This window comes from Kitasatospora sp. NPDC058444 (assembly GCF_042721415.1).
Lineage (GTDB): Bacteria > Actinomycetota > Actinomycetes > Streptomycetales > Streptomycetaceae > Kitasatospora.
Window position 1 is genome coordinate 69,081 of record NZ_JBHXLL010000022.1, and the last position, 25,945, is coordinate 95,025.

Below are 25,945 nucleotides of genomic sequence, written 5' to 3' on the forward strand. Positions count from 1 at the left end.
GTGCTGATGAGTTGTCTACCGCACCCCACTGACAATCCGTCCGTCACGGCTCCTCCGAGAGGGCGCCCGGGCTGTCCGGGACCTCCGGCAGCCCGGCCGGGACGGCGGCGGTCAGGGCCGAGACCGCGGTGCCGACGCCGGCCAGCGCGGCGGTGAGGTCGCCCTCGGACGGGCCGGACGAGGCCGCGGCCATGATCACCTTGATCGAGCGGAGCAGCCCGGCCGCGGTCGCGCTGCCGGTGTGCCCGCCGCGGTAGGCGGCCAGCAGGTCCTGGACCGCCGGACTGGACAGGTTGAGGTAGAGCCGGGCCCGGACCTCGCCGTCGGTGCGGGCGGTGAAGGCGCGGGCCAGCCGCAGGGCGGCGGACGGTATCCGGGCATCCGCCTGGTCGTCCTCGATCCGGGCCTTCAGCTCCGCCTCGCGGTCCGGCACCAGCACCAGCGGCAGGCCGGGCGGGTCGAAGCGGGCCGGGACGAGCTGCTCGCCCGGGTCGGCGAGGGCGCCGGCCAGCCAGGCCGACTCGTGCTCGGGCAGCGGGCGCTCCGGGTCGCGGAACAGTTCGCGGTTGCCCTGCTCGCTGCCCAGCTCGACCACCCGGCAGCCGCGCAGCTGGGCGTAGCGGCGCAGGAACGGCAGGACGGCGTAGCGGTCGCCGCGCGCGATCGGCACCCGCATCGCCCGGTACAGCATCTCCTCGAAGCCGCCGCCGCTGCCGAGCGCGACGTGCACCGCGCCGCCGCCCGCCGCCCGCAGCGCGCCGGCCGTGAGGTCGCCCTGCGAGGTGGGCACCGGGACGTCGTCGGCGAGCAGGGTGAACAGCCGCTCGTCGCAGAGCGCGGCGCCGAGCAGGTCGCTGCCGTGCCGGGTGAGGATGCGGCGCCACGCGGCGGGCCGCAGCCGGGCGGTCTCGTACAGGCCGTCCACGATGGCGTCGGCGAGGGCCTTCCGCAGCGCGTGGTAGTGCTCGTCGCGCTGGAGGTCCTCCCGGCTGGCGGTGGGGGTGAGCCGGTCGGACTCGACCACGCCGCCGATGAACCCGGCCCAGCGGGGCAGCAGGTCGCGGGCGTCCTCGGCGAGCAGCATGCCGCGCAGGTAGACGGCGAGGTCGCGGTTGTCGCTGCTGCCGTAGGTGCCGCCGTCCTGGACCCAGAGCAGGCCGACGGCGTCGGTGGCACCCTCGACCGGGTCGACCGGGAAGGCGGTGAGCGGCTCGAAGCGGCGGCCGAAGGCGGCGGCGAAGCGCATCCGGGCCGCGTACCGGTCGCCGTCGGAGGGGCCGCGCCACGGCACCTCGACGGAGTTGACCGGCTGCTCGTCGTCCCCGAGGTGGACCGGGATCGGCAGCAGCACGCAGTAGCGGGCGAGCACGTCGCGCAGGACGTCCTCGTCGGCGAGGTGGGCGTGCTCGGCCTTGAGCGTCAGTTCGACCACCGTGCCCGGGCGGGGCCGGGCGGGCACCGGCTCGACCTGGTACTGCTCGCCGCCGCGGCTGCGGTAGCGGTGGCCGAGGTGCGGTTCGCGGTGCGAGGTGGTGGTGACGGTGACCTCGTCGGCGACCGAGAAGGCGGAGAGGAAGCCCAGGCCGAAGGCGCCGATCAGCTCCTGGTTGCCGGTCAGTTCGCGCAGCATCCGGGTGTAGCCGGTGCCGACGGTGGCCAGATAGGCGTGGATCTCGGGTTCGGTGAGGCCGGCGCCGGTGTCCTCGATGGCGACGGTCCGCCGGGCGGCGTCGGCGCGCACCCGGATCACCGGGCGGTGGTCGCCGTCCGGGTCCTCCAGGCGCCGGCGGGTGTGCGAGTCGTGCGCGTTCTGGACGAGTTCGCGCAGGGCGACCAGCGGGGTGGAGTAGAGGTGGGTGGCGAGGACGTTCACCAGGCCGCCGAGATCGACCTCGGTCGTGCGCAGCTCCTCGGCGGGGGTGGGCTCGGGCGGGGCACCATCAGACATGGGTCCCCAGTGTGCCAGTGCGACTATCGGGCGACCATTTCTTTCTCCCTGGGTCTCTCCTGGCGAAATGACGGAATGCCGTCAACTCCGAATTGACCGGCCCTCCACCACCGGGGGAATTGCCACCCGTTCGGTGGAGTTCGTCCACCCCACTGGTGAATGCTGAACCGGCGACGTCCGGCGAGCCGCCCGCCCCCGCAGGCCACGGCGCCCCGCAGCGGCCACCCCGGACGGCGCCACCGTTCGCACTTCTCGCCAGGGAGACCAGCGTGTCCCGTATCCGCGCAGCCGCCGTCACCGCCCTCGGGGCGCTCCTCCTCGCCGGCGTCGGCGCCGCCACCGCGCACGCCGACGACACCGGCTCGGTGAGCGACGCCGGCTCCGGCAACATCATCGGCAGCGTCCACGGAAACGTGGTCGACACCCAGCAGACGGCCACCGGTTCGGGTGTGGGAAACCAGCACAACACCCTCGCGGTGACGGGCAACACCGGGAGCGTCAGCGGCACCCAGAACAACGGCGGGAACCCCGACGCCTCCCAGGCCAACAGCGGGAACGCCCGCGGCGGCGGCGCCACCCGCGACACCGGGAACGCCCGGGGCGACCGCTAGCTAGGGCGCCCCGTCCCCGGCCGTCCCCAGCACCGCCCGGCCGAGCCGCAGCAGGCAGTCCCGCAGGTCCGGCCGGGCGCTGTGCGGACGGTTCCGCACCCCGTCGTTGACCAGCGCGAACAGCGCGTGCACCCGGATCCGGGCGGCCACCGGATCGAGCCCGGGGTGCACCTGCCGCAGCAGGCCGATCCAGGTGCGCAGGAAGTCCCGCCGGAAGTCCACCGCGGCCCGGCGGTCGGACGGGGCCAGCCGCTCCGTCTCGCTCAGCATGGCGCCCAGGTAGTCCCCGTTGCGCAGCGCGAAGCCGACGTACGCGCCCAGCCCGGCCTCCAGTGCCGCCCGGGGCCCGGCGGCGGCCGTGATCGCGCCGTCCACCTCGTGCCAGAGCCGCTCGCGGCTGCGCACCAGCGAGGCGGCCAGCAGCTCCGCCTTGCTGTCGAAGTGCCGGTAGACGCTGGGGCCGGATATCCCGACGGCGGCGCCGAGTTGGTCGGTGCTGACGTTGTCGAAGCCGCGCTGGTGGAACAGCCGGACGGCCGCCGCCAGCAGCTCCTCCCGGCGCGCCCGCGGCCTGGGCTCCGGCACGGACACGGGCGCGGGTACGGAGGCGGCCCCGGGCGCGTCCGGTGCCGGCACCGCGCCGTCCCCCGCCACGGCCGTACCGTCCAGGTCGACCGCCAGGACGGCCGCGACCAGCTCACGCAGCAGCGCCTCGGCCCGTCGGGGCTGTGGCGCCGTCGACTGGTAGGAGAGCCCGGCGCAGGCCGAGAGCGCCGACCAGCAGAGCAACTCGGCGTCCGCGGGGGCGAGTTCCGGCCGTTCCGCGCGCAGCACCGCGCGCATCAGGGCCACGTCGGCGCGCAGTTCACGGCGCAGCGCCGCACGGCGGGCCGGCGGCAGCAGCCGGGCGTCGCGCTGCACCAGGGTGCCGAGCGGGCGGTGTCCGACCGCGACGGCGGCCAGCGCGGCGCCGAGGTCGGCGGTGGTGCGGGCCGGGCGCAGGCCTTCGGCGAGCGCGTCCAGGCCCAACCGTACGGCGCGGTCCAGCAGTTCGGGCTTGCCGCGGAAGTGCCGGTAGAGCGCGGGCGCGGTGATGCCGACGCCGGCGGCGACCTCGGTCATCGAGACCTGGTGGTAGCCGCTGCGGTGGAAGCGGTCGGCGGCCACGGCCAGGATCTGGGCGCGCCGCCCGGGCGGCCGTCGGACCACCATCGCGAGCCTCCCTCCCTTCGGCCGGGCACCGGCCCGGCACCGACCCGCGGCCGGGACCGCAAACCGCACCCGCAACGGGACTGCGACCGGCATCGACGGAAGGCTAGCAAGGATTCACTTCACACCCTCGGCGACCGTGCCCCCACCGCCTCGGCGCCCCCGGCCGACTCTGGACAGCCGAAGCTACCCCGGATTAACTTGTGGGGCCATCACCAGGCAGGTTCCGCCCCGGCCGGACAGCCCCGGCCGGCGCCGTCGAAGGGAGCGCCGCCGTGCGCCGCACCGTGTTCAACGAGGACCACGAGGCCTTCCGGGAGACCATCCGGGACTTCATCGCCAACGAGGTCGTCCCGGTCTACGAGAGCTGGGAGGCCGACGGCCACCCGCCGCGCGACTTCTACCGGCAGCTCGGCGAGCTCGGCGTCTACGGCATCGAGGTGCCGGAGGAGTACGGCGGCGCGGGCGAGAGCGGCTTCAAGTACCAGGCGGTGATCGCCGAGGAGACCGCCCGGGCGGGCGTGAGCTTCGGCTCCTCCGGCGTGCACACCGGCCTGGTGCTGCCGTACCTGCTGGAGTACGCGAACGAGGAGCAGAAGCGGCGCTGGCTCCCCGGTTTCGTGTCCGGCGACATCATGACCGCGATCGCGATGACCGAGCCGGGCGCCGGCTCCGACCTCGCGGGCATCTCCACCACCGCGCGGCTCTCCGAGGACGGCACCCACTACGTCCTGAACGGCGCCAAGACCTTCATCACCGGCGGCGTGCTGGCCGACCTCGTCCTGGTGGTCTGCCGCACCGCGCCGCACGACCCGGAGAACCGCCGGGCCGGCCTGTCCATCCTGTGCGTGGACACCACCTCACCGGGCTACACCGTCGGCCGCAAGCTCCAGAAGATCGGCCTGCGCACCTCGGACACCGCCGAGCTGGCGTTCAGCGACGTCAGGGTGCCGGTGGAGGACCTGCTCGGCGAGGAGGGCAAGGCCTTCTCCTACCTGACCCACAACCTGGTGCAGGAGCGACTGGCGATCGCCGTCGGCGCGTACGCGGCGGCCGCGGCGGCGGTGCGGTTCGCGGTGGGGTACGTCAAGGACCGGAAGGTGTTCGGCAAGGCGGTGGCCGAGTTCCAGAACACCAAGTTCACCCTGGCCGACTGCGAGGCCCAGGTGGTGGCGCAGCAGTCGATGGTGGACCGGGCGCTGGAGCTGTACCAGAACGGCGAGCTGACCGTCGCGGACGCGGCCGCGACGAAGCTGTTCTGCACCGAGTCGGCCTCCACCGTGATCGACAAGTGCCTCCAGCTGCACGGCGGTTACGGCTACATCCTGGAGTACCCGATCGCCCGGCTCTACACCGACAACCGGGTGTTCCGGATCTACGGCGGCACCAGCGAGGTCATGCGCGGCATCATCGCCAAGTCGATGGGGCTGTAGGGCCGTTCGGGTCCGACGGCGGGGCCGTCCGCGGGTGCGCGGCGGCCCGCCGTGCCGCTGCCGGGCGGGATCAGTTGGGTGAGCTGTGCTCGGTGCGCCAGGCCTCCCAGCCCGCCGTGGACGCCACCTTCGCCTCGCGCAGGGCCCGCTGGGCGAGCGCGGTCGGCGGGGTGTCCAGGCCGCGCACCCAGTTGCGCCCGGCCGCGAGCAGCGCGGCGCACACCATCACGGTCCCGGTCGCGCTGAGCACGGTGCCGATCGCGGCGAGCGCCACGCCGCCGGTCAGCAGCGGGCGGTTGACCTGGAACCCGGAAATGACTCTGTCGTTGGTCGCCATGCCTCCACGATGCGGGCAGTCGGCGGAGCCTGCACCTCGGGCACCCCGCGCGTGCCGCATCCGGGGGCGACGTACGGGCCACCGCCCACCCGTGCCGCCTCCGGGTGCGGGCCGCCCGGGCGTCCGCGACCCTGGGCACACGGAGTGCGCCCGGAGCCAGGAGGAGGCGCGGTGCCCGATCTCGAACAGCTCGCCGTGGAGCACGCCGCCCGGGCGGCGGAGAGCCCGCACGGGCGCAGCGCCCATCTGGTCCTGCACGACGGGATCCTGCGGCAGACCGTGATCGCGCTGACCGCGGGCACCGCGCTGGACGAGCACACCCCGCCCACCGCGGGCAGCGTCCAGGTGCTGCGCGGCCGGGTCTCGCTGACCATCGCCGGCCGGCGGCTGGAACTGCCGGCCGGCCACCTGGAGCCCGTCCCGCAGGAGCGGCACGGGCTGCTGGCGCACGTCGACTCGGTGGTGCTGCTGACCGCCGTCACCGCGTAGCGGGCGAGGACTCCGGCGAGAGCCCCGACGAGGACTCCGGCGAGGACTCCGGCGAGGGCTCCGACGAGGACTCCGGCGACGGCTCCGGCGAGCGCTCCACGGGGGTGAACACGCTGTCGCTGACCAGCCGCAGTCCGCGCAGGAAGTCCTGTCCGCCGGGCACGAGTTCGGGCGCGGCCAGCCACTGGGCGCAGTAGCCGGCCAGCAGGGTCTGGTAGAAGGATCCGCGGGCGATCTCCTCCTCGGTGTCCGGCACCTCGGGCAGCCCCTGGAAGACCGCGGCCAGTCCGAGCCTGCCCTCCTTCTGCGCCGCCGCGAAGGCGTCCGCGAGGTCGGAGGCGTGCCCCGCCTGGGCGAGCGCCTCGAACTGGGCCGCCCAGAGCCCGCGGTGCTCGACGAAGACGTCCCGCAGGCCGTCCCAGACGGCCGCGAAGCGCACCTCCGGGTCGTCCGACACCTGGTTGGCGGCGATCACCACCGCGCCCAGGGCCTCCCCCATCTCCCCGATCGCCTCGATCATCGCCGCGTTGAGCAGCGCCTCCTTCGAGCCGAAGTGGTAGCCGATCGCGGCCAGGCTGACGCCGGAGGCGGTCGCGATGTCGCGGGCGGTGGTGCGCCCGTAGCCCTTCTCGTACAGGCAGCGCTTGGCGCCGCCCATCAGGTCTTCGCGGTTTCCCATGCCCCCGATCCTACGGAAGTCCTGGACGGATGTCTCGCACAATCGTCTCACTCGCTCGTCTTGCACATATGTACTAGACAAGTGTCTGAGTCATCCGTACCGTCTTCCCCATGACCGCAACCACCGGCCGCGCAGGCCGTCGCGAATGGATCGGCCTGGCCGTCCTCCTGCTCCCGACCCTCGTCCTCACCATGGACATGGGCGTGCTCTTCTTCGCCGTCCCCTACATCTCCGGCACGCTGGCGCCGAGCGGCACCCAGCAGCTGTGGATCATGGACATGTACTCGTTCCTGCTGGCCGGACTGCTCGTCACGATGGGCGCGCTGGGCGACCGGATCGGCCGCCGCCGACTGCTGATGATCGGCGCCGTCGGCTTCGCGGGCGCCTCGCTGCTGGCCGCCTGGTCGCACGACGCGAACCAGCTGATCGCGGCGCGGGCGGTGCTCGGCGCCGCCGGGGCGACCGTGATGCCCTCGACCCTCGCGCTGATCCGCAACATGTTCCACGACCCCAAGCAGCGGCAGATCGCGCTCGGCGCCTGGGGCGGCGTCCTCACCGCCGGGGCCACCCTCGGCCCGGTCGCCGGCGGCCTGCTGCTGGAGCACTTCTGGTGGGGCTCGGCCTTCCTGCTCGCCGTCCCGGTGATGGCCCTGGTGCTGCTGACCGCGCCCGCCCTGCTCCCCGAGTACCGCTCCACCGGCCGCGCCGGCCGCTTCGACCTGCTCGGCGCCGCGCTCTCGCTGGCCGCGATCCTGCCGCTGGTCTACGGCGTCAAGACGCTCGCCGTCGACGGCTGGAGCCTGCTGCCCGGGCTGTCCGTCCCCACCGGACTGCTGCTCGCCGGCGCCTTCGTGTGGCGCCAGCGCACCGCCGCGAACCCGCTGCTCGACCTGAGCCTGTTCCGGATCCGCACCTTCAGCGGCGCGATCAGCGTCAACAGCATCGCGATGTTCGCGATGATGGGCTTCTCCCTCTTCACCTCGCAGTACCTCCAGCTGGTCAAGGGCATGAGCCCGCTGACCGCCTCGCTCTGGTCGCTGGTGCCGAGCCTGGGCGTCGGCGCGGCGGTCGGGATCAGCTCGGCGCTGGCGGGCAAGGTCCGTCCGGCGGTGCTGATGGGTGGCGGCTTCGTGGTCGGCTCGGCGGGCTTCGCGATGATGATCACGGTCGGCCCGCACTCCCCGCTGGCGCTCGTCCTCACCGCGGCCGGCGTGCTGGCCGCCGGAACGGTCGGCACCATGACGATGACCGCCGAGATGGTCGTCTCCGCCGCCCCGGTCGAGCAGGCCGGCGCCGCCTCCGCCACCTCCGAGACCGCCGTCGAGCTCGGCAGCTCGCTCGGCATCGCCCTGCTCGGCGCGGCCGGCGCCGCGGTCTACCGCCACCGGCTGGACGGCGCCCTCCCGGCCGGCGTCGACGGCGAGGCCGCCCGCAGTGCCCAGGACACCCTCGGCGGAGCGGTCGGCGCCGCCGCCCACCTGCCCGGCCGGCTCGGCGCCGACCTGCTGGAGACCGCCCGCACCGCCTTCACCGACGGCCTGCACGTCGCGGCCGTGGTCGGCCTGGTCTTCGCCCTGGGCGCCGCGGTCCTGGCGTACCGCCTGATGCGCCACCTCCCGGCCGCCGCCCCCACCTCCACCCCGGAGCCCGCCACCGTCTGACCCCTCCGGCCCGTCCGGCCCCTCCGGCCCGTCTGACCCCTCCGGCCCGTCCGGCCCGATCCACGCGAGTCATCGAGAGCCCCCGCCCACCCCGGGCGGGGGCTCTCCGCCGTACCGGGCGCCTCCACGCCTCCACCCGGGGGTGGACCGCGCCCGGTCCACCCCCGGGTGCGTGTGCCGGCCGCCCGCCGGGAGGACCGTGGAAGCACACCTCGGACCCGACCTCCGGGAGCCCCGCATGTCCCTTCCCGCCCTCCTCTCCCTCCTCGGCGTCCTCTGCTGGGCCGCCTACGAGCTGCTGCTGCGCCGGCGTGAGGACGCCTCCGCCGGCACCTGGCACGCCGACCGCCGCGACCGCGGGTCGACCCGGCTGCTGCTCGGCTGCTACCTCCTGTCGGCCCTGGTCGTGGTGGTGTTCGACCGCGCCGGGATCGGCGAACTGCCCACCCGGGCCGCCTGGTTCGGGGTGCCCCTGGTGGCCGCCGGGCTCGCGCTGCGGGCCTGGGGCATGCGCACCCTGGGCCGCTACTACACCCGCACCCTGCGCACCGTGGACACCCAGCGCCTGGTCCGCACCGGCCCGTACCGGCTGATCCGGCACCCCGGTTACGCCGGCAGCCTGCTGGTCTGGGTCGGCTACGCGGTCGGCACCGGCAGTTGGGCGGCGGCCCTGGTGGTCGCGGCACCGCTGTTCGCCGCGTACGGCTGGCGGATCTCCGCCGAGGAGCGACTGCTGCTGGACGCCTTCGGGAGCGAGTACGCGCGGTACCGCCGGGGGTCGAAGCGCCTGGTGCCGTTCGTCTACTGATCGCACCGACGCCGGTCGGCGGGTGTGAGCTTCGGCACCCGCGTCCGGCCGGGCTGGTGCGCCGCGCTGCCGCCGCGCTCGCGATCCGCGCGAACGGCACCTGGTTTTTGGCCAGCGTTTCCCGACTGGTGTATCCGTTCGCCGTCAGGGCCAGGCATACTGGCGAGCACGGGCGCTAGCGCCCGCCATGACTCTAGACAAGAAGGGACCGGTGGCCAGGGATGCTGCGGAACGGTCTTGAGCCCTGGCACATTCTCGTGGTGCTGGCGGTCGTAGTCCTGCTGTTCGGATCGAAGAAGCTGCCCGAGATGGCCCGTGGCCTGGGCAAGTCCATGCGCATCCTGAAGGCCGAGACGAAGGCCATGCGCGAGGACGACACCCCCGCGGACGCCGCCGCCGGAACCGCGCAGAGCACCGCCGCTCCCCAGCAGAGCGCCGACCGCCCGGCCGTCACGCCGACCAACGTGACCAAGGCCACCGAGACCAAGCGGCCCGAGACGACCGCCTGATCCGGCCCTCCGCCTTCCGGAAAGCCCCTGGTGAACCGCCAGGGGCTTTCCGCGTTCCGGGGCCGGTTCCGGGACGGGCCCGGACCTGGTCCGGGGCCGTCCCGGCCACCGCCGCTCCCGACTGGCCGTCCGATCTGATCCGTTGTCTCCTGGTATGCACCCACCGGAGGAACGGAGTCGCGGCATGCCGACCGACGAGCCCGGCACCGGGCCCGAGGGCGAGCCTGGCACCGGGCCCGAGGGCGAGCCCGGCACCGGGCCCGAGGGTGGTCCCGGCGACGAACTGGCCGAGCTGCGGGCCCGGCTGAGCGCCGTCGAGGCCCAGGAGGCGCGGCTCGCCGACCAGTTGGCGGCCCGCCCGGCGCGGCTTGCGGCGGACCGCCCACCGCCCCGGCACCGGGTGCGCTCCTTCCTCGCCGCCCTCCTGATCGTGCTGGCCTGCCTGCTCACCCCGCTCGGCGCCCTCGCGCTCTGGGCGAGGTCCGAGATCGGCGACACCGACCGCTACCTCGCCACGATGGCCCCGCTGGCCGAGGACCCCCGGATCAAGGCGGCCGTCACCGACCGGGTGACCGCCGAGATCATGAAGAAGCTCCCGCTCGACTCACTGCTCGACGGCCTCGCCCCGGACGACAAGCCCAGGCTCGGCGCCCTGCTGGGCGGCATCGGCCAGGCCCTGGACGACGGGCTCGGCGGCTTCGTCCACACCCAGGTCGAACGGATCGTGGACAGCGACGCCTTCGTCACCCTCTGGACGGACGTCAACCGGGACGCCCACGCCGCCGTCGAGAAGATGGTGACCGGGCAGGGCGGCGGCGCCGTCGAGGTGCACGACGACACCGTGGTGCTCGACCTCGCCCCGGTGATCGCCCGGGTGAAGTCCGAACTGGTGGACCGGGGGCTCCCGCTGGCCTCCCGGATCCCGGAGATCCACACCTCCTACCCGCTGGTCCGCTCCGACGCCCTCCCCAAGGTCCGTACCGCCCTGCGGGTCCTGGACCTGGCCGGCCTCTGGGTGCCGGTGCTGGCCGGGGCCTGCGCGCTCGGTGGCGTGCTGCTCGCGACCCGCCGCCGCCGGGCGGTGGTGGCGACGGCCCTCGGCATGGCGGGCGGGGCGCTGCTGCTGGGCCTCGGGCTGAGCGTGTTCCGGGCCGTCTACCTGGACCGGCTCCCGGCCGACGTCGACCAGGCGGCCGCCCAGGCGGTGTACGACACCCTGGTGCGGTACCTGCGCTCGGCCGTCCGGGTGGTGGTCACCCTCGGCCTGCTGGTCGCGCTCGGCGCCTGGGTGATCGGCCCCGGGCGGTGGGCGCGCACCGTCCGGGACGGCTGGCGCGCCGCGCTGGGCGCGGTGCGGCGGGTGGCCGCGCGGGCCGGGCTGCGGCTCGGGCCGGTCGGCCGGTTCGTCCACCGCCGGAAGGCCCCGCTGGGCTGGCTGGCGGTCGCCCTCGCGGCGCTGGCCTTCGTGCTGTGGAGCCACCCGACGGTGCTGGTGACGCTCTGTCTCGCGCTCGGGCTGGTCGCCGTCCTCGCGGTGCTGGAGCTGCTGGACGAGCCGGGGCCGGGCCGGGACGAGCGGCCGGAAGGAACGGCCCGGGCCCCGGCCTGAGGGGCGGTCGCGCGGGGCGCGCGGCCCCGCCGGCCTCCGGTGGGGGCTTGGGCGGTTCCTCCGGCGGGGGCCCGGACCGTTCCTCCGGCAGGGGATTGGACGGTTTCTCCGGCAGGGGCTCGCCCGATCGGACTCGCCCGATCGGAGCAGGCGGGCGGGCGAGCCGGCCCGGGCCCGGGGAGGCTGAGCAGGATGTCCGAGAACCCTCCTCCGCCACCCGCCGACCTGCGGGCCTGGTTCTGGCTGCTGGCCGCGTCCACGCTGCTGATGGTCGGGTACTTCACCCTGCCGGTGGAGTGGTTGGGCGAGCGCCGACCGCGGCTGAGCTGGCTGGTGTTCATCGGGGCGCTGGTCGGGATGAGCTGGCTGATGCTGGCCAAGATCATCGGAGTGATGCGGGGCACCGCCAAGCGACCGGTGGTCTGGCTGATCTTCCTGATCTTCCTGGCGTTGACCATCTTCGCGGCGACGTACTACGTGCTCGGCTCGCACAAGGCGGAGTTCGCCGGGCTGGAGACCCGGCTGGACGCGCTGTACTTCACGGTCGTGACGATGGCGACGGTGGGGTACGGGGACATCACCCCTGCGGGGCAGACCGCGCGGCTCGTGGTGACGCTCCAGATCGGGTACAACTTCGTGTTCCTCGCGGCGGCCGCCGGGACGGCGTCCCGGGCGATCCGCGGGAACGTCGAGCGGAGGATCCGCAGGCAGGACTGAGTCCGGCACGGCGGACCCGCGCCCGCCTTCCCGCGCCCCGCCCCACCTGCGATGACCTGCGCGGATGCCGCTTCGCGCCGCCGGTCCGACGTGCCGCCAGACGAGCCGTCAGACGATGTCGAAGCGCGGCCGCTTGAGGTCGCGAGGGCCGCTCCGCCGAGGGCTCCCGGCCACCCGCCCGCACCCTGCCGACATCCCTCCGACACCCCCTCCTACACCCCTGCCGGGGCCGCGATCCGGCCGATCGGACTGCCCGGAGATGCGAGGATGCGGTACCCGTAAAGTAGCCACACGCAATTCTCATCTTTTCGGTCGGTCGGATAACTCGTTCCGCGGCGACCAGGGGAGACGCAGAAGTCTGGGAGGGTCCGTGGAAGGCCACGAGGTGCGCAAGCTCGCCGAACTCGAAGACCGGCACTGGTGGTACAAGGAACGGCGGATACTGCTGGGCCGGGAGCTGGCCAAGTTCAGCAAGGCCGGCACCGCGCTCGACATCGGCGCCGCGGGCGGCGGCAACACCCGGGTGCTGCAGGCGCACGGCTGGAAGCCGATCGCGATCGAGTACGGCGAGGAGGGCGCCCAGGTGGCCCGCGACCGCGGACTCGCCGTGATGCGGGCCGACGCCCGCAGGCTCCCGGTCGCCGACGGCGCGGTCGACCTGGTGGTCGCCTTCGACGTGCTGGAGCACATCGAGGAGGACGACGCCGCGATGGCCGAGATCCACCGGGTGCTGCGCCCGGGCGGGGTGGCGCTCATCGCCGTGCCGAGCGACATGCGGCTCTGGTCGGCCCACGACGTCGCGGTCGGCCACGTCCGCCGCTACACCCGCGACACCCTGCGCGAGGTGATCGTCGGCAGCGGCTTCACCATGGAAACGCTGGACAGCTGGAACGTGCTGCTGCGCCCGGCCGCCGCCTGGCGCCGCAAGAAGAGCACCGGCAGCGACCTGGACGACGTGCCGACCCTCATCAACACGGCGCTCAGCACGGTGATCGCCGCCGAGCGCTACCTGCCGGTCCAGGGCCTGCCGGGCGTCTCCCTGCTGACCCGGGCCCGCAAGCCGCTCACCGCCGCCGCCAGGTAGGAACCACCCGGGGGTTCCGTCGCCCCTCACGCGGGAAGTCGGCCGGGCCGGCTTCCCGCACCCCCGTCCCTCGGACACCGGGGTCAGTGCGGTCGACGCACAGCACTGTCCACAGGCTGTGGACAGTGCTGTGCACCCAGGAGCGGCCGATCCGGCCGATCCGGCCGCCCCGGCTACCGCGGTTACCGCGGTTACCGCGGCCCGGGCCCGTCAGTCGTCCTGGAGGTCGACGGCGGTGTGCAGGGTGGCGAACAGGGCCGAGAGACGGGCGTTCCAGTTGGCGTACGTCGCGACGTCGATGGCGTGCTTCTTACCCATGTCCTTGACCACCTTCTGGGCGTCCTTGAGCTCCTGCGCGGCGTCGTCCGGATTGCCCTCGTTGAGGCGCGCGGCGGTGGTGTCGAGGATCCTCAGCAGGTCCGCCTGCTTGTCCCGCTCCTTGCCGACCTGGGCCTGGGCGACGGCCTGGCGGAAGGACTGGATCTGCAGCGCCGCGGGCTGGTTGCGCGGGACGGCCGGGGCGGAGGCCGGGGGCGCCGAGGGGGTGGCGGGCGCCGCCGAGGTCGCGGAAGCCTTCGGGGTGGGCGTCGCGGCCGGGGTGGTGGAGGGCGCGGTGGCCGCCGCGGGCTTGGCGGCGGCCGCGTTGCCGGCCGGCTCGTCGAAGGCGGTGAGGGCCAGCGCGGTGACACCGGCCAGGCCCGCCACGCCCAACGCCCCGAGCACCAGCGGCTTTCGGCGGCTGCGGGCCGGCGCGGGCGCGGCGACCGGACCGGGAACGTGACCGGGAACGGGCGCCGCCGGAACGGGGATCGGCGCCATCACCGAGGTGGCGGCCGCCGGCTGGGGCGGCAGCACGGTCGTGTGCTGCTGGTCCGGCCGATACGGCTGATTCGGGTAATTCGGCTGGACCGACTGGTTCGGCTGGTGCGGCTGGTGCGGCTGGTTCGGCGACGGGAAGCCCGGCACCGGCGGCAGCAGCTGGGTGGCGGTCCCGGCGGTGTTCGCGAGCAGTTCCGCCGTCGGGTCGGTGACCATCAACCCCGGGACGGTGCCGAGGAGTTCGCCCCGGGCGGTGGCCGCGTCGGCCGGGCGGTCGGCCGGGTTCTTGGCCAGCAGCCGCAGCACCGCCGCGTCCAGCGCGGGCGGCAGGCCCGGGCGGCGGACGGAGGGCGGCAGCGGCTGCTCGCTGACGTGCTTGAAGGCGATCGCCACCGGGGTCTCGGCGGTGAACGGGGTCGCGCCGGTGAGCATCTCGGTCAGCACGCAGCCGACCGCGTACAGGTCCGTCCGCCCGTCCAGCGCCGAGGCGGTGGCCTGTTCGGGCGAGAGGTATGCGGCCGTACCGAGCACGCTCGCGGTCTGGGTCAGGTTGCTGGAGGAGCCGGCCCGGGCGATGCCGAAGTCGACGACCTTCACCCCGCCGTCGTCGGTGATCATGATGTTCCCGGGCTTGATGTCCCGGTGCACCAGCCCGGCCGCGTGCGCGACCGACAGCGCCTCGCAGACCGCCGCCGCGATGCCGACGGCGCGCTCCACCGGCAGCGACTGCTGCTCCGCCAGCAGGGCGGCCAGCGAACGGCCGCTGACCAGCTCCATGACGATGAACGGGGTGCCCTGGTCCACGCCCGAGTCGAAGACCATGACGATCCTCGGGTGCACCAGCATGGCCGCGTGCTGCGCCTCGCGGCTGAAGCGCTCGGCGAAGCGGGGGTCGTCGGCGAGGCCCCCGTTGAGGACCTTGACGGCCACCTGACGGCCCAGCACCCGGTCCACCCCGCGCCAGACGGTGGCCATGCCGCCGACGCCGAGCATGCCGACGAGTTCGTAACGCCCGTTCAGCGCCCGTCCGATCACCTGGAGCTCCCCTCACGTGCCGCGCCCGGGGTCCCGGGCCGCCTCGTGCACCCGTGCACGATAGCCGCACCGCCGAACGGGCCGACCAGGGGCGGAGGGTGGCGGTCGGGGGACCGGGCAGCGGTCCCCCGGCCGCCGGCACGGGGGTGCGGCCCGCCCTGACTGCGGGCGGGCGGGCCGCACGTTTCCGGGCCGGCCGGGCCGGCGGCGCGTCCGGGGTGCGCCTACCGGTCCGGCCGGGGCCGGCCGGGTGACCGGAGGGCACGGGGGAGCCGACCGGCCACCCGGGGTCTTCGGGTGGTACTGCTTCCTGCCGGTGGGGCAGGTCCTGCGGGTGGTGCTGTTCCGGGTGGGCGGCGAGCCCGGGGGGAGTCGCTCGCCGCCCACCCGGAGTTCTGGGGGCTACCTCCCGGCCGACTGTTCGTTCTCGGTCCGGTCGGGCTTGCCCGGGCGGCCGTCCTGCCCGGCGGGGACGGTCGGTACGGGCGGGACGGTCACGCCGGGCTTGCCCGGTCTGGTCCCGGCGCCGCCGGTGTCATCGCCGTCGCCGTTGGCGTTGCCGCTCCCGGTACCGCTTCCATTGCCGCTGCCGCCGGTCCGGCCGCCGTCGCTGTTCCCCTTGCCGGACCCGGTGCCGGCCGCGGTGCCGCTCCCGGTGCCGGTACGACCGGGGTCGCGCGTCGGGGCGGCGCCGCCCTGGTGGTCGCCGTCCTCGTCGTCCTCGCCGTCGATCGCGGCCCGGCAGTAGTCCGTCACGCGGTCCGCGCCACCGGCCGCCGCGACCAGCGGGCCGTACAGCGATTCGCCGGCCAGCCGGCTCGGGCGCTCGCCCTTGGCCGTACGGTCGGCGAAGCCGGTGCAGAGGCCGAGCAACGCGGGCGGGACGGCCGAACGGCCACCACGCCCCTCGGCCGAGGGGGTGCCGGGCCGCGCGGGGTCGGACGGGACGACCGCCTGCGGCCCGGCGGAGGCGGTGCCGGACGGACGGGCGGAGCCGGACACCGCGCCGCCGAACGGGGCCACGCCCGCGGACGACCCGACGACCGCCGGGCCGGTGGCGCCGCCCTGCTCCGCGAGCCCGTGCTCCGGCACGGACGGGCCGCCGCCCAGCGCGGCGGGCAGGTTGCCGGTGCCGGCGGCTACGGCGACACCGCACAGCGCGGTGGTGCCGAGCACGACGGCAGTGGCCTTCGTGCTGAAGGCCCTGGCCAGCGCCGCGGTTGCCATCGATCGTCTCCGGACGGGGGTCACTGTCGGGTCGGGCGTGAGACGCGCCTCCCGGAACGCGGCCAGGGCGGCCTCCTCCCCGGCCAGTTCGCCGGCCGTCGCGGGGGCGGCGGCCGCGGCGAGCACCCGGGCGAGGTGCCCGGGACCGCCGTCCGGTCCGGTGAGCGAGGCGTCCTGCCCGGCCGACGGGCCGCCCACGGCACCACCGAGCAGCTGCTCGGCGGCATCACGGTCGATCCGACGGGATCGGTTGGTGCTCATCTCATGTCCTTCAGCGTCGCGGCCCGGCGTTCTGTCACACCCTGCGGAGAACTTTTTTTCGCGGGTTTCCCCGCAGGGCGCCCGGCGGCCTCGCCCGCGCTCCCTCCGGCCGCCGTTCCAGGGGCGTTCCCGGGACCGCTGGCGCCGTTGGGGCCCTTGGGGCCGCTGGCGCCGTTGGGGCCCTCGGGGCCCGGTCCGGCCTCGGCCCCGCCCCGGGCGGCCGGGATGCCGCCCCCCGACGCGAGCGGCTCGACCAGCTTGGCCAGCCGCCGCAGCCCCCGGTGGGCGGCCATCCGGACGCTCCCGGCCCGCTTGCCGAGCACCCGGGCGGCGCTCTCCGCGTCCAGCTCCATGACCACCCGCAGCAGCACGGCCTCGGCCTGGTCGCGCGGCAGCCGGGAGATCAGGGCCAGCGCGTCGGCGGTGCCGACCGTGGTCAGCGCCGCACGCGCGGTGTCGTCCCCCGCCGCCAGCCCGACCAGCTGCTCGAACGGCAGGTCGGTGACCGGGCGGCGGCGCCGGGCGCGCAGGTGGTCGAGGGCTCGGTGGCGGGCGACGGTGGCGGCCCAGCCGCGGAAGGCGTCCCCGTCGCCGGAGAAGCCGCGCAGGTCACGGGCGATCTGCAGCCAGGTCTCGGAGGCGATGTCCTCGGCGTCCTGGGCGTCCTCCGGTCGGCCGCCGACCAGCACCCGCAGGTAACGCAGCAGGCCCGGCTGGACGGTCCGGAACAGCAGCCGGAACGCCTCCTCGTCCCCGCCCTGCGCGGCCCGGACCGCCTCGGTCAGATCGGGGGGAGCGGGGGCCGGGCCGGGCGGCGGGCCGGCGGGTGTGACTGGTCCGGACCGGCCGACGGGGCCGTCGGTGCCCGCTCCGGGGCGCTCTGCACTCTGCACCCGCCACATGATGCGCCATTCGGGCGAACACTTCGGCTCCGGCCGAACGACCGGCCCGGCCGGGGCCAAGGTCCCGACGACTGCGGTCGTTCGCCCACGGCCCGGACCGGCCCGCCCGGCCTACGTTGTCGGTAGGCGAAGCAGTCCGGGCCGCCGGCCCTGCCCGACGCCGGGTCCGCCGACGCGCCCGGCCCGCCGACGTACCCCTCCGCATCCGAGGGCGCACGCACGACCCGTGCGGGCCCCGGTCGCACGCCCCTGCCTGGTTTGAGCCGTCCCGCCGGGGACCAGCACTGACGGGGACCACCTCCGGCACCGGGCCCGGCAGCACGACCCAGCGCCACCACCGGCACCACCACCGGCACCACCGGCACCACGACCAGCAGGGAAAGACCGCGATGACGACCGCCCGCGAGCTCCGTGAGCTCCATGAGCTCCATGAGCTCCACGAGCTCCACGAGGTCCGTGAGCTCCGTGAGCTCCGTGAGCTCCGTGAGCTCCATGCGAAGGGCCTGCGCGAGCACCTCGCACCCGCCCTGCGCGCCCTGGGCCTCCTCGGGTGGCGCCGCACCTTCAGCCTGCCGGACGAGACCCACTGGCTGCTGCTCGGCCTGGTCGAACGTCCCGCCGCCGGCCGGGTGTCCTTCACCTTCGACCTCAGCGTGGTCCGCCGCACCGACTGGACCCTCGCCGCCCTCCCCGGCCACCGGCCCGACCCGCGCACCCGGTACGGCATCGAGACCTGGCGGGCCCGGATCGGCGAGGTGCTGCCGGTCGGCGAGGACGTCTGGTGGGAGGTACTGCCCGGGCCCCGCTGGCAGCTCCCGCTGGACGACGCCGTCGCCGCCGTGCGCCATTACGGCCTGCCGGAGCTGCGGCGCCGGGCCGCGGCGGACCGCACCCCCACCGGGGAGGCCTACCTCCTCCCCGCCGAGCTGGAGGCGGTCAACACCGCCCTGCTGACCGCCGCGGTGGCCCGGGTGCAGCGTGCCGAGCTGGCCGACGGGGCGCTGGTGCTGACCGGCGCCTGGACCCGGGGCGACGGCGTGACCCGCACCGTCCTGGCGGGCGTCGCCCAGGGCTTCCTGTCCGCCGGGGACGAGCGCTTCGGCGCCGTCCGGTGCCTGGACACCCTGGGCCGCGAGCTGTGGACCTTCCCCGACGGCGGGTAGGAAACCGCAGGTCGGAGGTGGTCTCACGGCGCGCACCATGACAACTGTCACGCGGATGACGCAACGGACGGCACTGCTCTGACGGAGGGTCCGGCGGAAAGACTGGAGGCACGACGCGGGCAGCGGCCCGCAGCCGCCAGCCGGGGAGGAACCCACCGTGAGCCAGACCGTCAGTGCCGCTGCCGTCACCAGCACCGTCGCCCTCACCGGCGCCACCCGCGCCAAGGCCAAGGCCCCGGCCTCCGCTCCCGCCCGGGGCGCCACCACGGGCGCCACCCACGCCAAGGCACCCAACCCGCTGGTCGAGGGCCTGCGGCCGCTGGCCCTCGACGTGGCCGCCCCGCTGGCGGGCTACTACCTGCTGCACTCGGCCCTCGGCCTGAGCGAGTTCGCCGCACTGGCCTGGAGCAGCGCCGTCCCGGCCGCCCGGACCGTCCTCGGCCTGGTGGGCGAGCGCAGGCTCAACCTGTGGGCCGCCCTGATGCTGGCCGTCAACCTGGCGGGCCTGGCGCTGACCTTCGTCACCGGCGACGCCCGCCTGATGATCGCCAAGGACGGCCTGCTGAGCGGCACCCTGGCGCTGGCGATCCTGGTCTCGGCGCTGATCGGCCGACCGGTGATGACCCCGATGCTGATGCCCTTCCTCACCAAGGGCCGGACGGAGCGCGCGGCCGCCTGGCAGCGGCTGGTCGAGGGCCGGGCGGCCGGGTCGCGGGCCTTCCGCCGCCACGAGCGCCTGTTCTCGGGCATCTGGGGCACCGCGCTGCTGACCGAGTGCGCGGCCCGGGTGGCCGGCGCCTTCACCCTGCCGGTGTCCACCATGGCCTGGCTGTCCACCGTCCTCCTGATCGGCGCGATCGTGGCCGGCTCCATGCTCGGCCAGGTCGCGGTCGAGCCGATGGAGCGGCTGGTCCGCGCCGAGGCCGAGGCTCCGACGGCCGCCTGAACGTCCGGGACCACGTCCTCGCCGGACAGCCGGGCCGCCGCTTCCCCGAACAGTCCGGCCGCGGCGTGCCCGGACAGCCGGGCCGCCGCCTGCCTGAACAGCCGGTTCCCCGGACTCGAACAGCGAGGAACCATCCGGATCCCCCGGGAGTCGTTCATAACGAGGGGGTAACGGGACCCCCTCGAGGAGAACGGGGACCCCATGAACCGGACGACGTACGCGCCGAGCAGCACCGAGGACCGCACCCTCGTCTGGGACGGCTGCCTGAACGTCCGCGACCTGGGCGGCCTGCCCACCGCCTCCGGCCGGCTCACCGCCCGCGGCGCGGTCGTCCGGGCGGACAACCTGGACCGCCTCACCGCCGAGGGCTGGGACACCCTGCTGGACCACGGCGTCCGCACCGTGGTCGACCTGCGCAACGCCGAGGAGTACAAGCCGCTCCTCCCGCTCCCCGAGGACGTCGAGCTGGTCCGCGTCCCGCTGGACGAACTGGCCGGCCCCGCCTGGTGGGAGGCCCACGGACGGCTGGACGGCACCCCGCTCGCGCTCCGCCCCTACCTGGACCACTGCCCGCACGCCGCCGCCGCGCTGGTCTCCGCGCTCGCCGACGCCCGCCCCGGTGGCGTGGTCGTGCACTGCGGCGCCGGCCGTGACCGCACCGGCCTGGCCGTCCTGCTGCTGCTCGCCCTGGCCGGGGTCGACCGGGCCGCGATCACCGAGGACTACCTGCTCAGCGGCCCCAACGTCCGTCCGCTGTACGGGATGCTGGGCCTGCCGGATCCGTACCGCCGGATCGACGCGGTGCTGGCCGAGGCCGGGACCACCGCCGAGGCCGCCCTGGCGGCCGCGCTCGACGGGTTCGACCCGGCCGGCTACCTGCTGGCGGCGGGTGTCACGCCCGCGCGGATCGCCGCCGTCCGGGAGCGGCTGCTGCCCACCGCGTAGCGCGGGCTTCCGGGAAGACCCCCGAGACCATCGTCAACCGATGGTTGACGATCCCCGGATCGACAACCTACGGTTGACGCATGGAGAATCCCGTCGTTCCCAACACCACTCCGCTGCGCCTCGACGACCTGATCGCCGCGATCAAGAAGGTCCACCCCGACGCGCTCGACCAGCTCTCCGACGCGGTCCTCGCCGCCGACCACCTCGGCGAGCTCGCCGACCACCTCATCGGCCACTTCGTCGACCAGGCCCGCCGCTCCGGCGCCTCCTGGACCGACATCGGCCGCAGCATGGGCGTCAGCAAGCAGGCCGCCCAGAAGCGCTTCGTGCCCAAGGACCCGGGCACCCCGAACGACCTCGACCCCAGCCAGGGCTTCAGCCGGTTCACGCCCCGGGCCCGCAAGGTCGTGGTGGCCTCGCAGGAGGAGGCCCGCAAGGCGGGCAACGCCGAGATCACCACCGAGCACCTGCTGCTCGGCCTGATCTCCGAGCCCGAGGGCATCGGCGCGAAGGCGCTCGCCGCCCAGGGCGTCACCACGGAGGCCCTGCGGGCGGTGGCCACCGCCGCCCTGCCGACCGCCGTCGACGAACTGCCCGCGCTGATCCCGTTCGACGCCGAGAGCAAGAAGGCGCTGGAGCTGACCTTCCGCGAGGCGCTCAAGCTCGGGCACAACTACGTCGGCACCGAGCACATCCTGCTCGCCCTGCTGGAACTGGAGAACGGCCGGGGCGTGCTGGCCGGCCTGAGGGTGGACAAGTCCGAGACGGAGAGCTTCGTCTCGGAGGCGATCGCCGCCATCATCGCGGCCCGGAACCCGGAGTCCGACCCGCAGCAGTGAGGCACTCCGCGGCCTGGTCCGGGCGGGAGCTCCCGCCCGGACCAGGACCCGCACTCAGAATCCGGAGACGTGCGTGGTGACGATACGGACCCGGCCGTCCCCGGCCGCCTCCAGGGCCGCCCGCAGCCGGGCCGACCGGGCCGGGCCGAGCAGTTCCAGGGCGTCCTCGACCGACGCCCAGCGGTAGTCGTCCAGCTCGCCGGCCGGGACGGTCACGGGGGTGCCGTCCGGGACGGTGCCGAAGTCGAACATGAAGTGCTGGGCGGGGTGGTCGAGTTCGGCCGAGGCGTGGGTCCAGGAGATGGCCAGCAGCTCGCCCGCCTCCCGGACGAGGCCGGTCTCCTCCTCCAGCTCGCGCGCGGCGCACTCGACCGGGCCCTCACCGAGGTCGATCGTGCCGCCCGGGAACTGCCAGTGCTCGCGGTACCCGGCCTTCACGATCAGGATCCGGCCGGACTCGTCCCGCAGCAGGCACCCCGCCGCCGCGTAGATCCGGGGCAGGGAGGCCAGCCATTCCTCGCGGGACTTCAGCGGCTCAGCCGTCACGGTGCTCCTCCTGGGACAGGGTGGTTGAGGTCGCCCCCACTCTGCCACCCGGCCGACGAGTCCAGGCCGATGAATCGGCACCCATGAGTAGGCACCCATGAGTAGGCACCGATGAGTCGGGGCCGATGAGTCGGGGCCGTCCCGGCAGTCCTCTCCGGTATGAACATCATGGAAGCCGTACCGGAAAGTCCCGTACTGACCTGCGACCTGGGCGCGCTGACCGCCCCCGACCTGGCCGTCGTCGACGCGCTCGCCCGGCTGCGACTGGCCGCCGCCCGGCACGGAGTGGCCGTGGTGCTGCTGAACGCCGACGGCCCGCTGCGCGGACTGCTGGCGTTCAGCGGCCTCTCGGCGCTGCTGCCCGGCGCGGCCGGCCCCCCGGACCTCGCGGAGCTACTCGGCGACGGAGCCCACGGTGGCCACGACGGGCTCGACGGGCTCGACGGGTTCGACAGGCTCGACGGGTTTGGCGCCCTCGGAGCCCTCGGCGTCGAGTTCCACGACGGGCTCGCCCTCCAGCCGCGGCGCGAGGCCGAAGAGCGGGAAGAGCACGTCGGTGTCCAGGAAGTTGGTGAAGCCGGTGATCCGCCCCTCTGACACCTCCGGCACGATCAGCGCCCACGGCTCGTGCCCGCCCTCCGGGCTCGGCCGGTACTGGCCGAAGGCCGGGCCGCCGTTGGCCGTCACCGGGAGCAGCCGCGAACCGCGGCAGCCGTGTCCGGGGCCCAGCATCCACGCCCGGAGCTCGTCCCGCCCGCACAGCCACATCGAGAACGGCGGCATGTTGAGCGTGACGTCCTCGTGCAGCAGCGCGGCGAGACCGTCCATGTCGTACGCCTCGAAGGCGCGGACGTAGCCGTCCAGCAGCGCGCGCTGGCCCTCGTCCAGCTCGGGGGCCGGGCGGGCCGCCGCGGTGTCGGCGGCGAGCACCGCCCGGGCCCGCTGGAGCGCGCTGTTGACCGAGGCCACCGTGACGCCGAGCAGTTCGGCCACCTCGGCGGCCTTCCAGCCGAGCACCTCGCGCAGGATCAGCACCGCCCGCTGGCGGGGCGCGAGGCGCTGCAGCACGGCGACGAAGGCCAGCTTGACCGACTCACGCTGGGCGGCCACCTCGGCCGGGTCCCCCGTCTCGGGCAGCACCCGGCCGTCCGGCGCCGGACCGATCCACGTCACCTCGGGCAACCGGGTGTCGTGCGCCGTGGCCACCGTGACCGGCCCGGCCAGGTCCATCGGCCGGGCCCGCCCGTTGCGGCCGTTCAGCGCGTCCAGGCAGACGTTGGTGGCTATGCGGTACAGCCAGGAGCGCAGCGCGGCCCGCCCCTCGAAGCCCTGGTGCCCGCGCCAGGCGCGGACCATGGTCTCCTGCACCGCGTCCTCGGCCTCGAAGACCGAGCCGAGCATCCGGTAGCAGTAGCCGGTCAGCTCGGTGCGGTGCCGCTCCAGCTGGAGCTCTACCGGCTCCTCCGTGATCACGTCGGCCATGGTGCGCCCGCCCCCGTCGTCCTGCCGTGTGCCTGTGCCTGTGCCTGTGCCTGCCCTGGTGAGCGGGACGAACGTAGCGCACAGCACTGACATCGGTGCCCCCGGCCGCCGGTGCCGGTGGCACCGGCCCTGCCGGGACCGGTCCGCTCAGTGCCGGTCGTACGCCTGCCCGGAGCCGAAGCCGGTGGTCACCAGCTTCCACAGGGTGGGGAACTCCTCTCCGGTGATGCCGGTCGGGTTGAGCCCGACGACCACGCTGCGGGAGAAGTCGCGGGTGGCGAAGACGCCGGTGGTGTAGCCGGGCCGGGAGCCGTTCTTGCCCCAGACCTCGGTGCCGTTCGGCAGGACGGTGCGCAGCAGGCCGGCGGTGCTGTAGCAGGCGTGGCCGGCGGTCGGGCCGATCTCGCAGTTCTTGTTGTGGTCGTTCGGCAGGTCCGGGACGGCGAACACCTCGGCCTGCTGGGCGGGCGGCAGCAGCCGGCCGCGGTAGAGCGCCTCGAAGAAGCGCTCCAGGTCGGCGGCGGAGGAGATCATGCCGCCCTCGGCCCACGGGTACGGGCTCTGCTCGGTGACGTCCACCCGGTCGGTGCCGCCGTCGGCGTTGCGGACGTCCACGTAGCCGGCGGCGTGCGGGCCGCGGATGGTCAGGTCGTCGGCGGCCGGGACGTAGGTGGCGTGCAGACCGAGCGGACCGGTGATGCGCCGCCGCACCTGGTCCGCGTAGTCGTCACCGGTGACCTTCTCGATCACCAGCGCGGCCACGAAGTAGTTGTTGCCGTTGTACTGCTGGGCGGTGCCGGGCGCGAAGCCCATGGGCTGGGTGAGCATGTCCGTCACCACCTGTTGCGGGCTGAAGTAGGTCGCCCTGTGCGCGGCGAACCACGCCGTGCTGCCGTCCCCGGAGGTCATCCCGCCGCCGCCGGGCAGGCCGCTGGTGTGGTTGAGCAACTGCCGTACGGTGACCGGCGGGTAGCCGGCCGGCAGCAGTCCGGGCAGGTAGTGCTGGACGGTGCCGTCCAGGTCGACCCTGCCCTCGGCGGCCAGCTGGAGCAGCACCGTCGCGGTGAACACCTTGGTGACGCTGCCGATCCGGAACCGCGCGTTCGCCGGCACGTCCTCCCCCGAGGTGCCGCGCCACCGCGCACCCGGACCGTCGACCCGGACCAGCGCGCCGGTGACACCGGCGGGCAGGGAACGGAGGGTCCCGGCGAGCGAATCCCGGTCCAGCGGGCCGGGCCGGGCCGTCGCGGGCGTGTTCGGCGCGGCGGAGAGCGCGGCGGCGGCCGGAGCGGTCGGGGCAGCCGGAGCGGTCGGGGCGGGCCCCGCGGCCAGAGCCGGAGTCGCGGCGCCGACCGCGGCGGCGGCGAGCAGCGCACCGGCTGCCACGAGGGTGGACAAACGGCCGGTGCGGGTACGGGTGTTCATGCGGAGACTCTCCAACGGCGGCTCGCCCGGCCGGAGTCGGGACACCCCGGTGGGCGGCCCGCCCGGCCGGCAGTGGCTCGGACGGGAGAGAGTCTTCGGGACCGCTCCGGGCCAGGACATCCGGGAGCGCCCCTGAGCGCTCCCCGAGCCACCCCGAACCCGCCCCCGAGAACCTCCCTGACCGCACATCAGGGACGGTCGGCCGCGATCCGGCCGCCCGTCCCCGCGAAGAGGTCGCGGCGTGGCTGCGTGAGGTGAGGCGCGGCGCCGATCAGTGGGCGGAGTGCTTCTCCGCGCCACGGTGCCGGTGCCCCTTGAGTTCGGCGTGCATCGCCGGAGCCGCGTGCATCGTCGCACCCGGTGCGCCCCTCCCGCCGTGCCGGAAGGACTCGTCGGCGCCGCGCCCGGCGGCGCCGGAGAGCGCGCCGGCGCTCGGCACCGGCGCGAGCCGGGCGGGCGGGCTCGCCATGCCCCGGCGCTCCAGCAGCTCCTGGGTGCCCTGGCGGAGCTTGGCGGTACTGCCGAGCATCAGTTTGGTCATCGTCGGCCTCCCTTCGTCGGCCACCGGCCGGACGAATGCCGGCCGGAGGGGCCGCACGGGCGTTATGTCCGGATTTTATCCGGGTTGCGGGCCCGCGCCACTGCGGAAGGCGGGCGCGGCGCGCGGGCGCGGGAGACGGGCGCGGTGCGCGGGAGACGGGCGCAAGCGCCGTACGCGCGCGCCGTACCGGCGCCGCACCCGCGTGACGGCCTCAGCCCATGACCTCGTGGACGAAGCACCAGCGCCAGTCCTCCCCCGGCTCGTACGAGCGGATCACCGGGTGGGAGGTGTTGTGGAAGTGCGCGGTCGCGTGCCGCTGCGGGGAGAAGTCGCAGCAGCCGATGTGACCGCAGTCCAGGCAGATCCGCAGGTGCACCCAGTCCCGACGGCCCTGCTCCAGACAGTCGGCGCAGCCGTCGGCGGGCGGCCGGGGCTCGATGTCCTCAGGGGCCAGAGCGAGGTCTTCGCAGGCGCTCATGACTGAAAGGCTATGCCGCCCCGCCGCGCGGCGCCCGCTCACGGCGCTCCCGCCCGCCCGGCTCCGGCCCGGTCGGCTCCGGCCCGGTCGGCTCCGGCCCGCTCGCCAGGCGCGCCGCCATCCCGGCGTTCGGGGCCCGGAACGCCGCCGGCCCCGTCGCCGCCACCCCCGTGAGCCGACCCCGGCGCCTCGACCCGCGCCACCCGGTCCCGCGCCACCTGGTCTTCCTCCCGACCCGGCAG

General features: G+C 74.9%; 25 protein-coding genes. 13 read left to right on the plus strand and 12 right to left on the minus strand.

Features of this window, described 5'->3' with window-relative positions:
• Positions 1-43 precede the first annotated feature (43 nt).
• Positions 44-1,948, minus strand: a complete 1,905-nt coding sequence (locus ACFWP2_RS22965; protein WP_380454261.1) for an ATP-binding protein — start codon at positions 1,946-1,948, stop codon at positions 44-46.
• Between the two features lie 269 nt (positions 1,949-2,217).
• On the opposite strand from ACFWP2_RS22965, the gene ACFWP2_RS22970 reads away from it, so the two are divergent.
• A complete protein-coding gene (locus ACFWP2_RS22970) occupies positions 2,218-2,559 on the plus strand; it encodes a hypothetical protein (RefSeq protein ID WP_380454263.1) in 342 nt (113 codons plus the stop codon).
• Here ACFWP2_RS22970 and ACFWP2_RS22975 read toward each other — a convergent pair whose 3' ends face one another.
• Entirely contained in the window at positions 2,560-3,771 is a 1,212-nt protein-coding gene (locus tag ACFWP2_RS22975) for a TetR/AcrR family transcriptional regulator (protein ID WP_380454265.1), read from the minus strand.
• Between the two features lie 272 nt (positions 3,772-4,043).
• Between ACFWP2_RS22975 and ACFWP2_RS22980 the strand changes: the two genes are divergently transcribed.
• Complete coding sequence (locus ACFWP2_RS22980; RefSeq protein WP_380454267.1) at positions 4,044-5,201, plus strand: acyl-CoA dehydrogenase family protein; 1,158 nt, start codon at positions 4,044-4,046, stop codon at positions 5,199-5,201.
• 70 nt (positions 5,202-5,271) lie between these two features.
• On the opposite strand, the gene ACFWP2_RS22985 is transcribed toward ACFWP2_RS22980, so the two are convergent.
• Positions 5,272-5,538 (minus strand): hypothetical protein, encoded by a 267-nt coding sequence (locus tag ACFWP2_RS22985; protein ID WP_380454269.1) that lies wholly within the window; start codon positions 5,536-5,538, stop codon positions 5,272-5,274.
• Positions 5,539-5,709: 171 nt separating this feature from the next.
• Here ACFWP2_RS22985 and ACFWP2_RS22990 point away from each other — a divergent pair, with 171 nt between their 5' ends.
• Complete coding sequence (locus ACFWP2_RS22990) at positions 5,710-6,027, plus strand: cupin (protein ID WP_380454271.1); 318 nt, start codon at positions 5,710-5,712, stop codon at positions 6,025-6,027.
• Here the strand turns inward: ACFWP2_RS22990 and ACFWP2_RS22995 are convergent.
• Positions 6,017-6,706 carry a TetR/AcrR family transcriptional regulator gene (locus ACFWP2_RS22995; RefSeq protein WP_380454273.1) on the minus strand — a complete coding sequence of 230 codons (690 nt, stop codon included), beginning with the start codon at positions 6,704-6,706 and terminating at the stop codon, positions 6,017-6,019. The genes ACFWP2_RS22990 and ACFWP2_RS22995 overlap by 11 nt on opposite strands.
• 110 nt (positions 6,707-6,816) lie before the next feature.
• On the opposite strand from ACFWP2_RS22995, the gene ACFWP2_RS23000 reads away from it, so the two are divergent.
• From ACFWP2_RS23000 to ACFWP2_RS23025, 6 genes are all read left to right on the plus strand, one after another.
• On the plus strand, positions 6,817-8,367 hold the full coding sequence (locus tag ACFWP2_RS23000) for an MFS transporter (protein ID WP_380454275.1): 1,551 nt from the start codon (positions 6,817-6,819) through the stop codon (positions 8,365-8,367).
• 238 nt (positions 8,368-8,605) lie between these two features.
• Positions 8,606-9,175, plus strand: a complete 570-nt coding sequence (locus tag ACFWP2_RS23005) for a methyltransferase family protein (protein ID WP_380454277.1) — start codon at positions 8,606-8,608, stop codon at positions 9,173-9,175.
• 221 nt (positions 9,176-9,396) lie between these two features.
• Complete coding sequence (tatA, locus tag ACFWP2_RS23010) at positions 9,397-9,684, plus strand: Sec-independent protein translocase subunit TatA (RefSeq protein WP_380454279.1); 288 nt, start codon at positions 9,397-9,399, stop codon at positions 9,682-9,684.
• Between the two features lie 184 nt (positions 9,685-9,868).
• The gene (locus ACFWP2_RS23015) at positions 9,869-11,293 is read left to right on the plus strand and encodes a hypothetical protein (RefSeq protein ID WP_380454281.1); all 1,425 of its coding nucleotides are present in this window, start codon (positions 9,869-9,871) and stop codon (positions 11,291-11,293) included.
• 192 nt (positions 11,294-11,485) lie between these two features.
• Complete coding sequence (locus tag ACFWP2_RS23020) at positions 11,486-12,010, plus strand: ion channel (RefSeq protein WP_380454283.1); 525 nt, start codon at positions 11,486-11,488, stop codon at positions 12,008-12,010.
• Positions 12,011-12,380: 370 nt separating this feature from the next.
• Positions 12,381-13,094 carry a class I SAM-dependent methyltransferase gene (locus ACFWP2_RS23025; protein WP_380454285.1) on the plus strand — a complete coding sequence of 238 codons (714 nt, stop codon included), beginning with the start codon at positions 12,381-12,383 and terminating at the stop codon, positions 13,092-13,094.
• Positions 13,095-13,304: 210 nt separating this feature from the next.
• Here the strand turns inward: ACFWP2_RS23025 and ACFWP2_RS23030 are convergent, their stop codons facing one another.
• The 3 genes from ACFWP2_RS23030 to ACFWP2_RS23040 all read right to left on the minus strand — a co-directional run bounded on the left by ACFWP2_RS23030 (position 13,305) and on the right by ACFWP2_RS23040 (position 17,221).
• Entirely contained in the window at positions 13,305-14,948 is a 1,644-nt protein-coding gene (locus ACFWP2_RS23030) for a protein kinase (protein WP_380454287.1), read from the minus strand.
• 402 nt (positions 14,949-15,350) lie between these two features.
• Positions 15,351-16,436, minus strand: coding sequence for a hypothetical protein (locus ACFWP2_RS23035; protein WP_380454289.1), 1,086 nt, complete (start codon positions 16,434-16,436; stop codon positions 15,351-15,353).
• Complete coding sequence (locus ACFWP2_RS23040; protein WP_380454380.1) at positions 16,433-17,221, minus strand: RNA polymerase sigma factor; 789 nt, start codon at positions 17,219-17,221, stop codon at positions 16,433-16,435. Before ACFWP2_RS23040 ends, ACFWP2_RS23035 begins: the two co-directional genes overlap by 4 nt.
• A 506-nt stretch (positions 17,222-17,727) precedes the next feature.
• Between ACFWP2_RS23040 and ACFWP2_RS23045 the strand changes: the two genes are divergently transcribed.
• The 4 genes from ACFWP2_RS23045 to ACFWP2_RS23060 all read left to right on the plus strand — a co-directional run bounded on the left by ACFWP2_RS23045 (position 17,728) and on the right by ACFWP2_RS23060 (position 21,231).
• Positions 17,728-18,501 carry a hypothetical protein gene (locus tag ACFWP2_RS23045; RefSeq protein WP_380454291.1) on the plus strand — a complete coding sequence of 258 codons (774 nt, stop codon included), beginning with the start codon at positions 17,728-17,730 and terminating at the stop codon, positions 18,499-18,501.
• A 157-nt stretch (positions 18,502-18,658) separates the two neighbouring features.
• A complete protein-coding gene (locus tag ACFWP2_RS23050) occupies positions 18,659-19,447 on the plus strand; it encodes a VC0807 family protein (RefSeq protein WP_380454293.1) in 789 nt (262 codons plus the stop codon).
• Between the two features lie 201 nt (positions 19,448-19,648).
• Positions 19,649-20,392 carry a tyrosine-protein phosphatase gene (locus ACFWP2_RS23055; protein ID WP_380454295.1) on the plus strand — a complete coding sequence of 248 codons (744 nt, stop codon included), beginning with the start codon at positions 19,649-19,651 and terminating at the stop codon, positions 20,390-20,392.
• Between the two features lie 80 nt (positions 20,393-20,472).
• Positions 20,473-21,231, plus strand: coding sequence for a Clp protease N-terminal domain-containing protein (locus ACFWP2_RS23060; protein ID WP_380454297.1), 759 nt, complete (start codon positions 20,473-20,475; stop codon positions 21,229-21,231).
• Between the two features lie 54 nt (positions 21,232-21,285).
• On the opposite strand, the gene ACFWP2_RS23065 is transcribed toward ACFWP2_RS23060, so the two are convergent.
• The 5 genes from ACFWP2_RS23065 to ACFWP2_RS23085 form a co-directional block, all read right to left on the minus strand.
• Entirely contained in the window at positions 21,286-21,777 is a 492-nt protein-coding gene (locus ACFWP2_RS23065; RefSeq protein ID WP_380454299.1) for an NUDIX domain-containing protein, read from the minus strand.
• Positions 21,778-22,170: 393 nt separating this feature from the next.
• Positions 22,171-23,259 carry a sigma-70 family RNA polymerase sigma factor gene (locus tag ACFWP2_RS23070; protein ID WP_380454301.1) on the minus strand — a complete coding sequence of 363 codons (1,089 nt, stop codon included), beginning with the start codon at positions 23,257-23,259 and terminating at the stop codon, positions 22,171-22,173.
• Between the two features lie 147 nt (positions 23,260-23,406).
• A complete protein-coding gene (locus ACFWP2_RS23075; protein ID WP_380454303.1) occupies positions 23,407-24,684 on the minus strand; it encodes a serine hydrolase domain-containing protein in 1,278 nt (425 codons plus the stop codon).
• A gap of 271 nt (positions 24,685-24,955) precedes the next feature.
• Entirely contained in the window at positions 24,956-25,225 is a 270-nt protein-coding gene (locus tag ACFWP2_RS23080; RefSeq protein WP_380454305.1) for a hypothetical protein, read from the minus strand.
• Positions 25,226-25,436: 211 nt separating this feature from the next.
• Positions 25,437-25,703 (minus strand): UBP-type zinc finger domain-containing protein, encoded by a 267-nt coding sequence (locus tag ACFWP2_RS23085; RefSeq protein WP_380454307.1) that lies wholly within the window; start codon positions 25,701-25,703, stop codon positions 25,437-25,439.
• Positions 25,704-25,945: the final 242 nt, after the last annotated feature.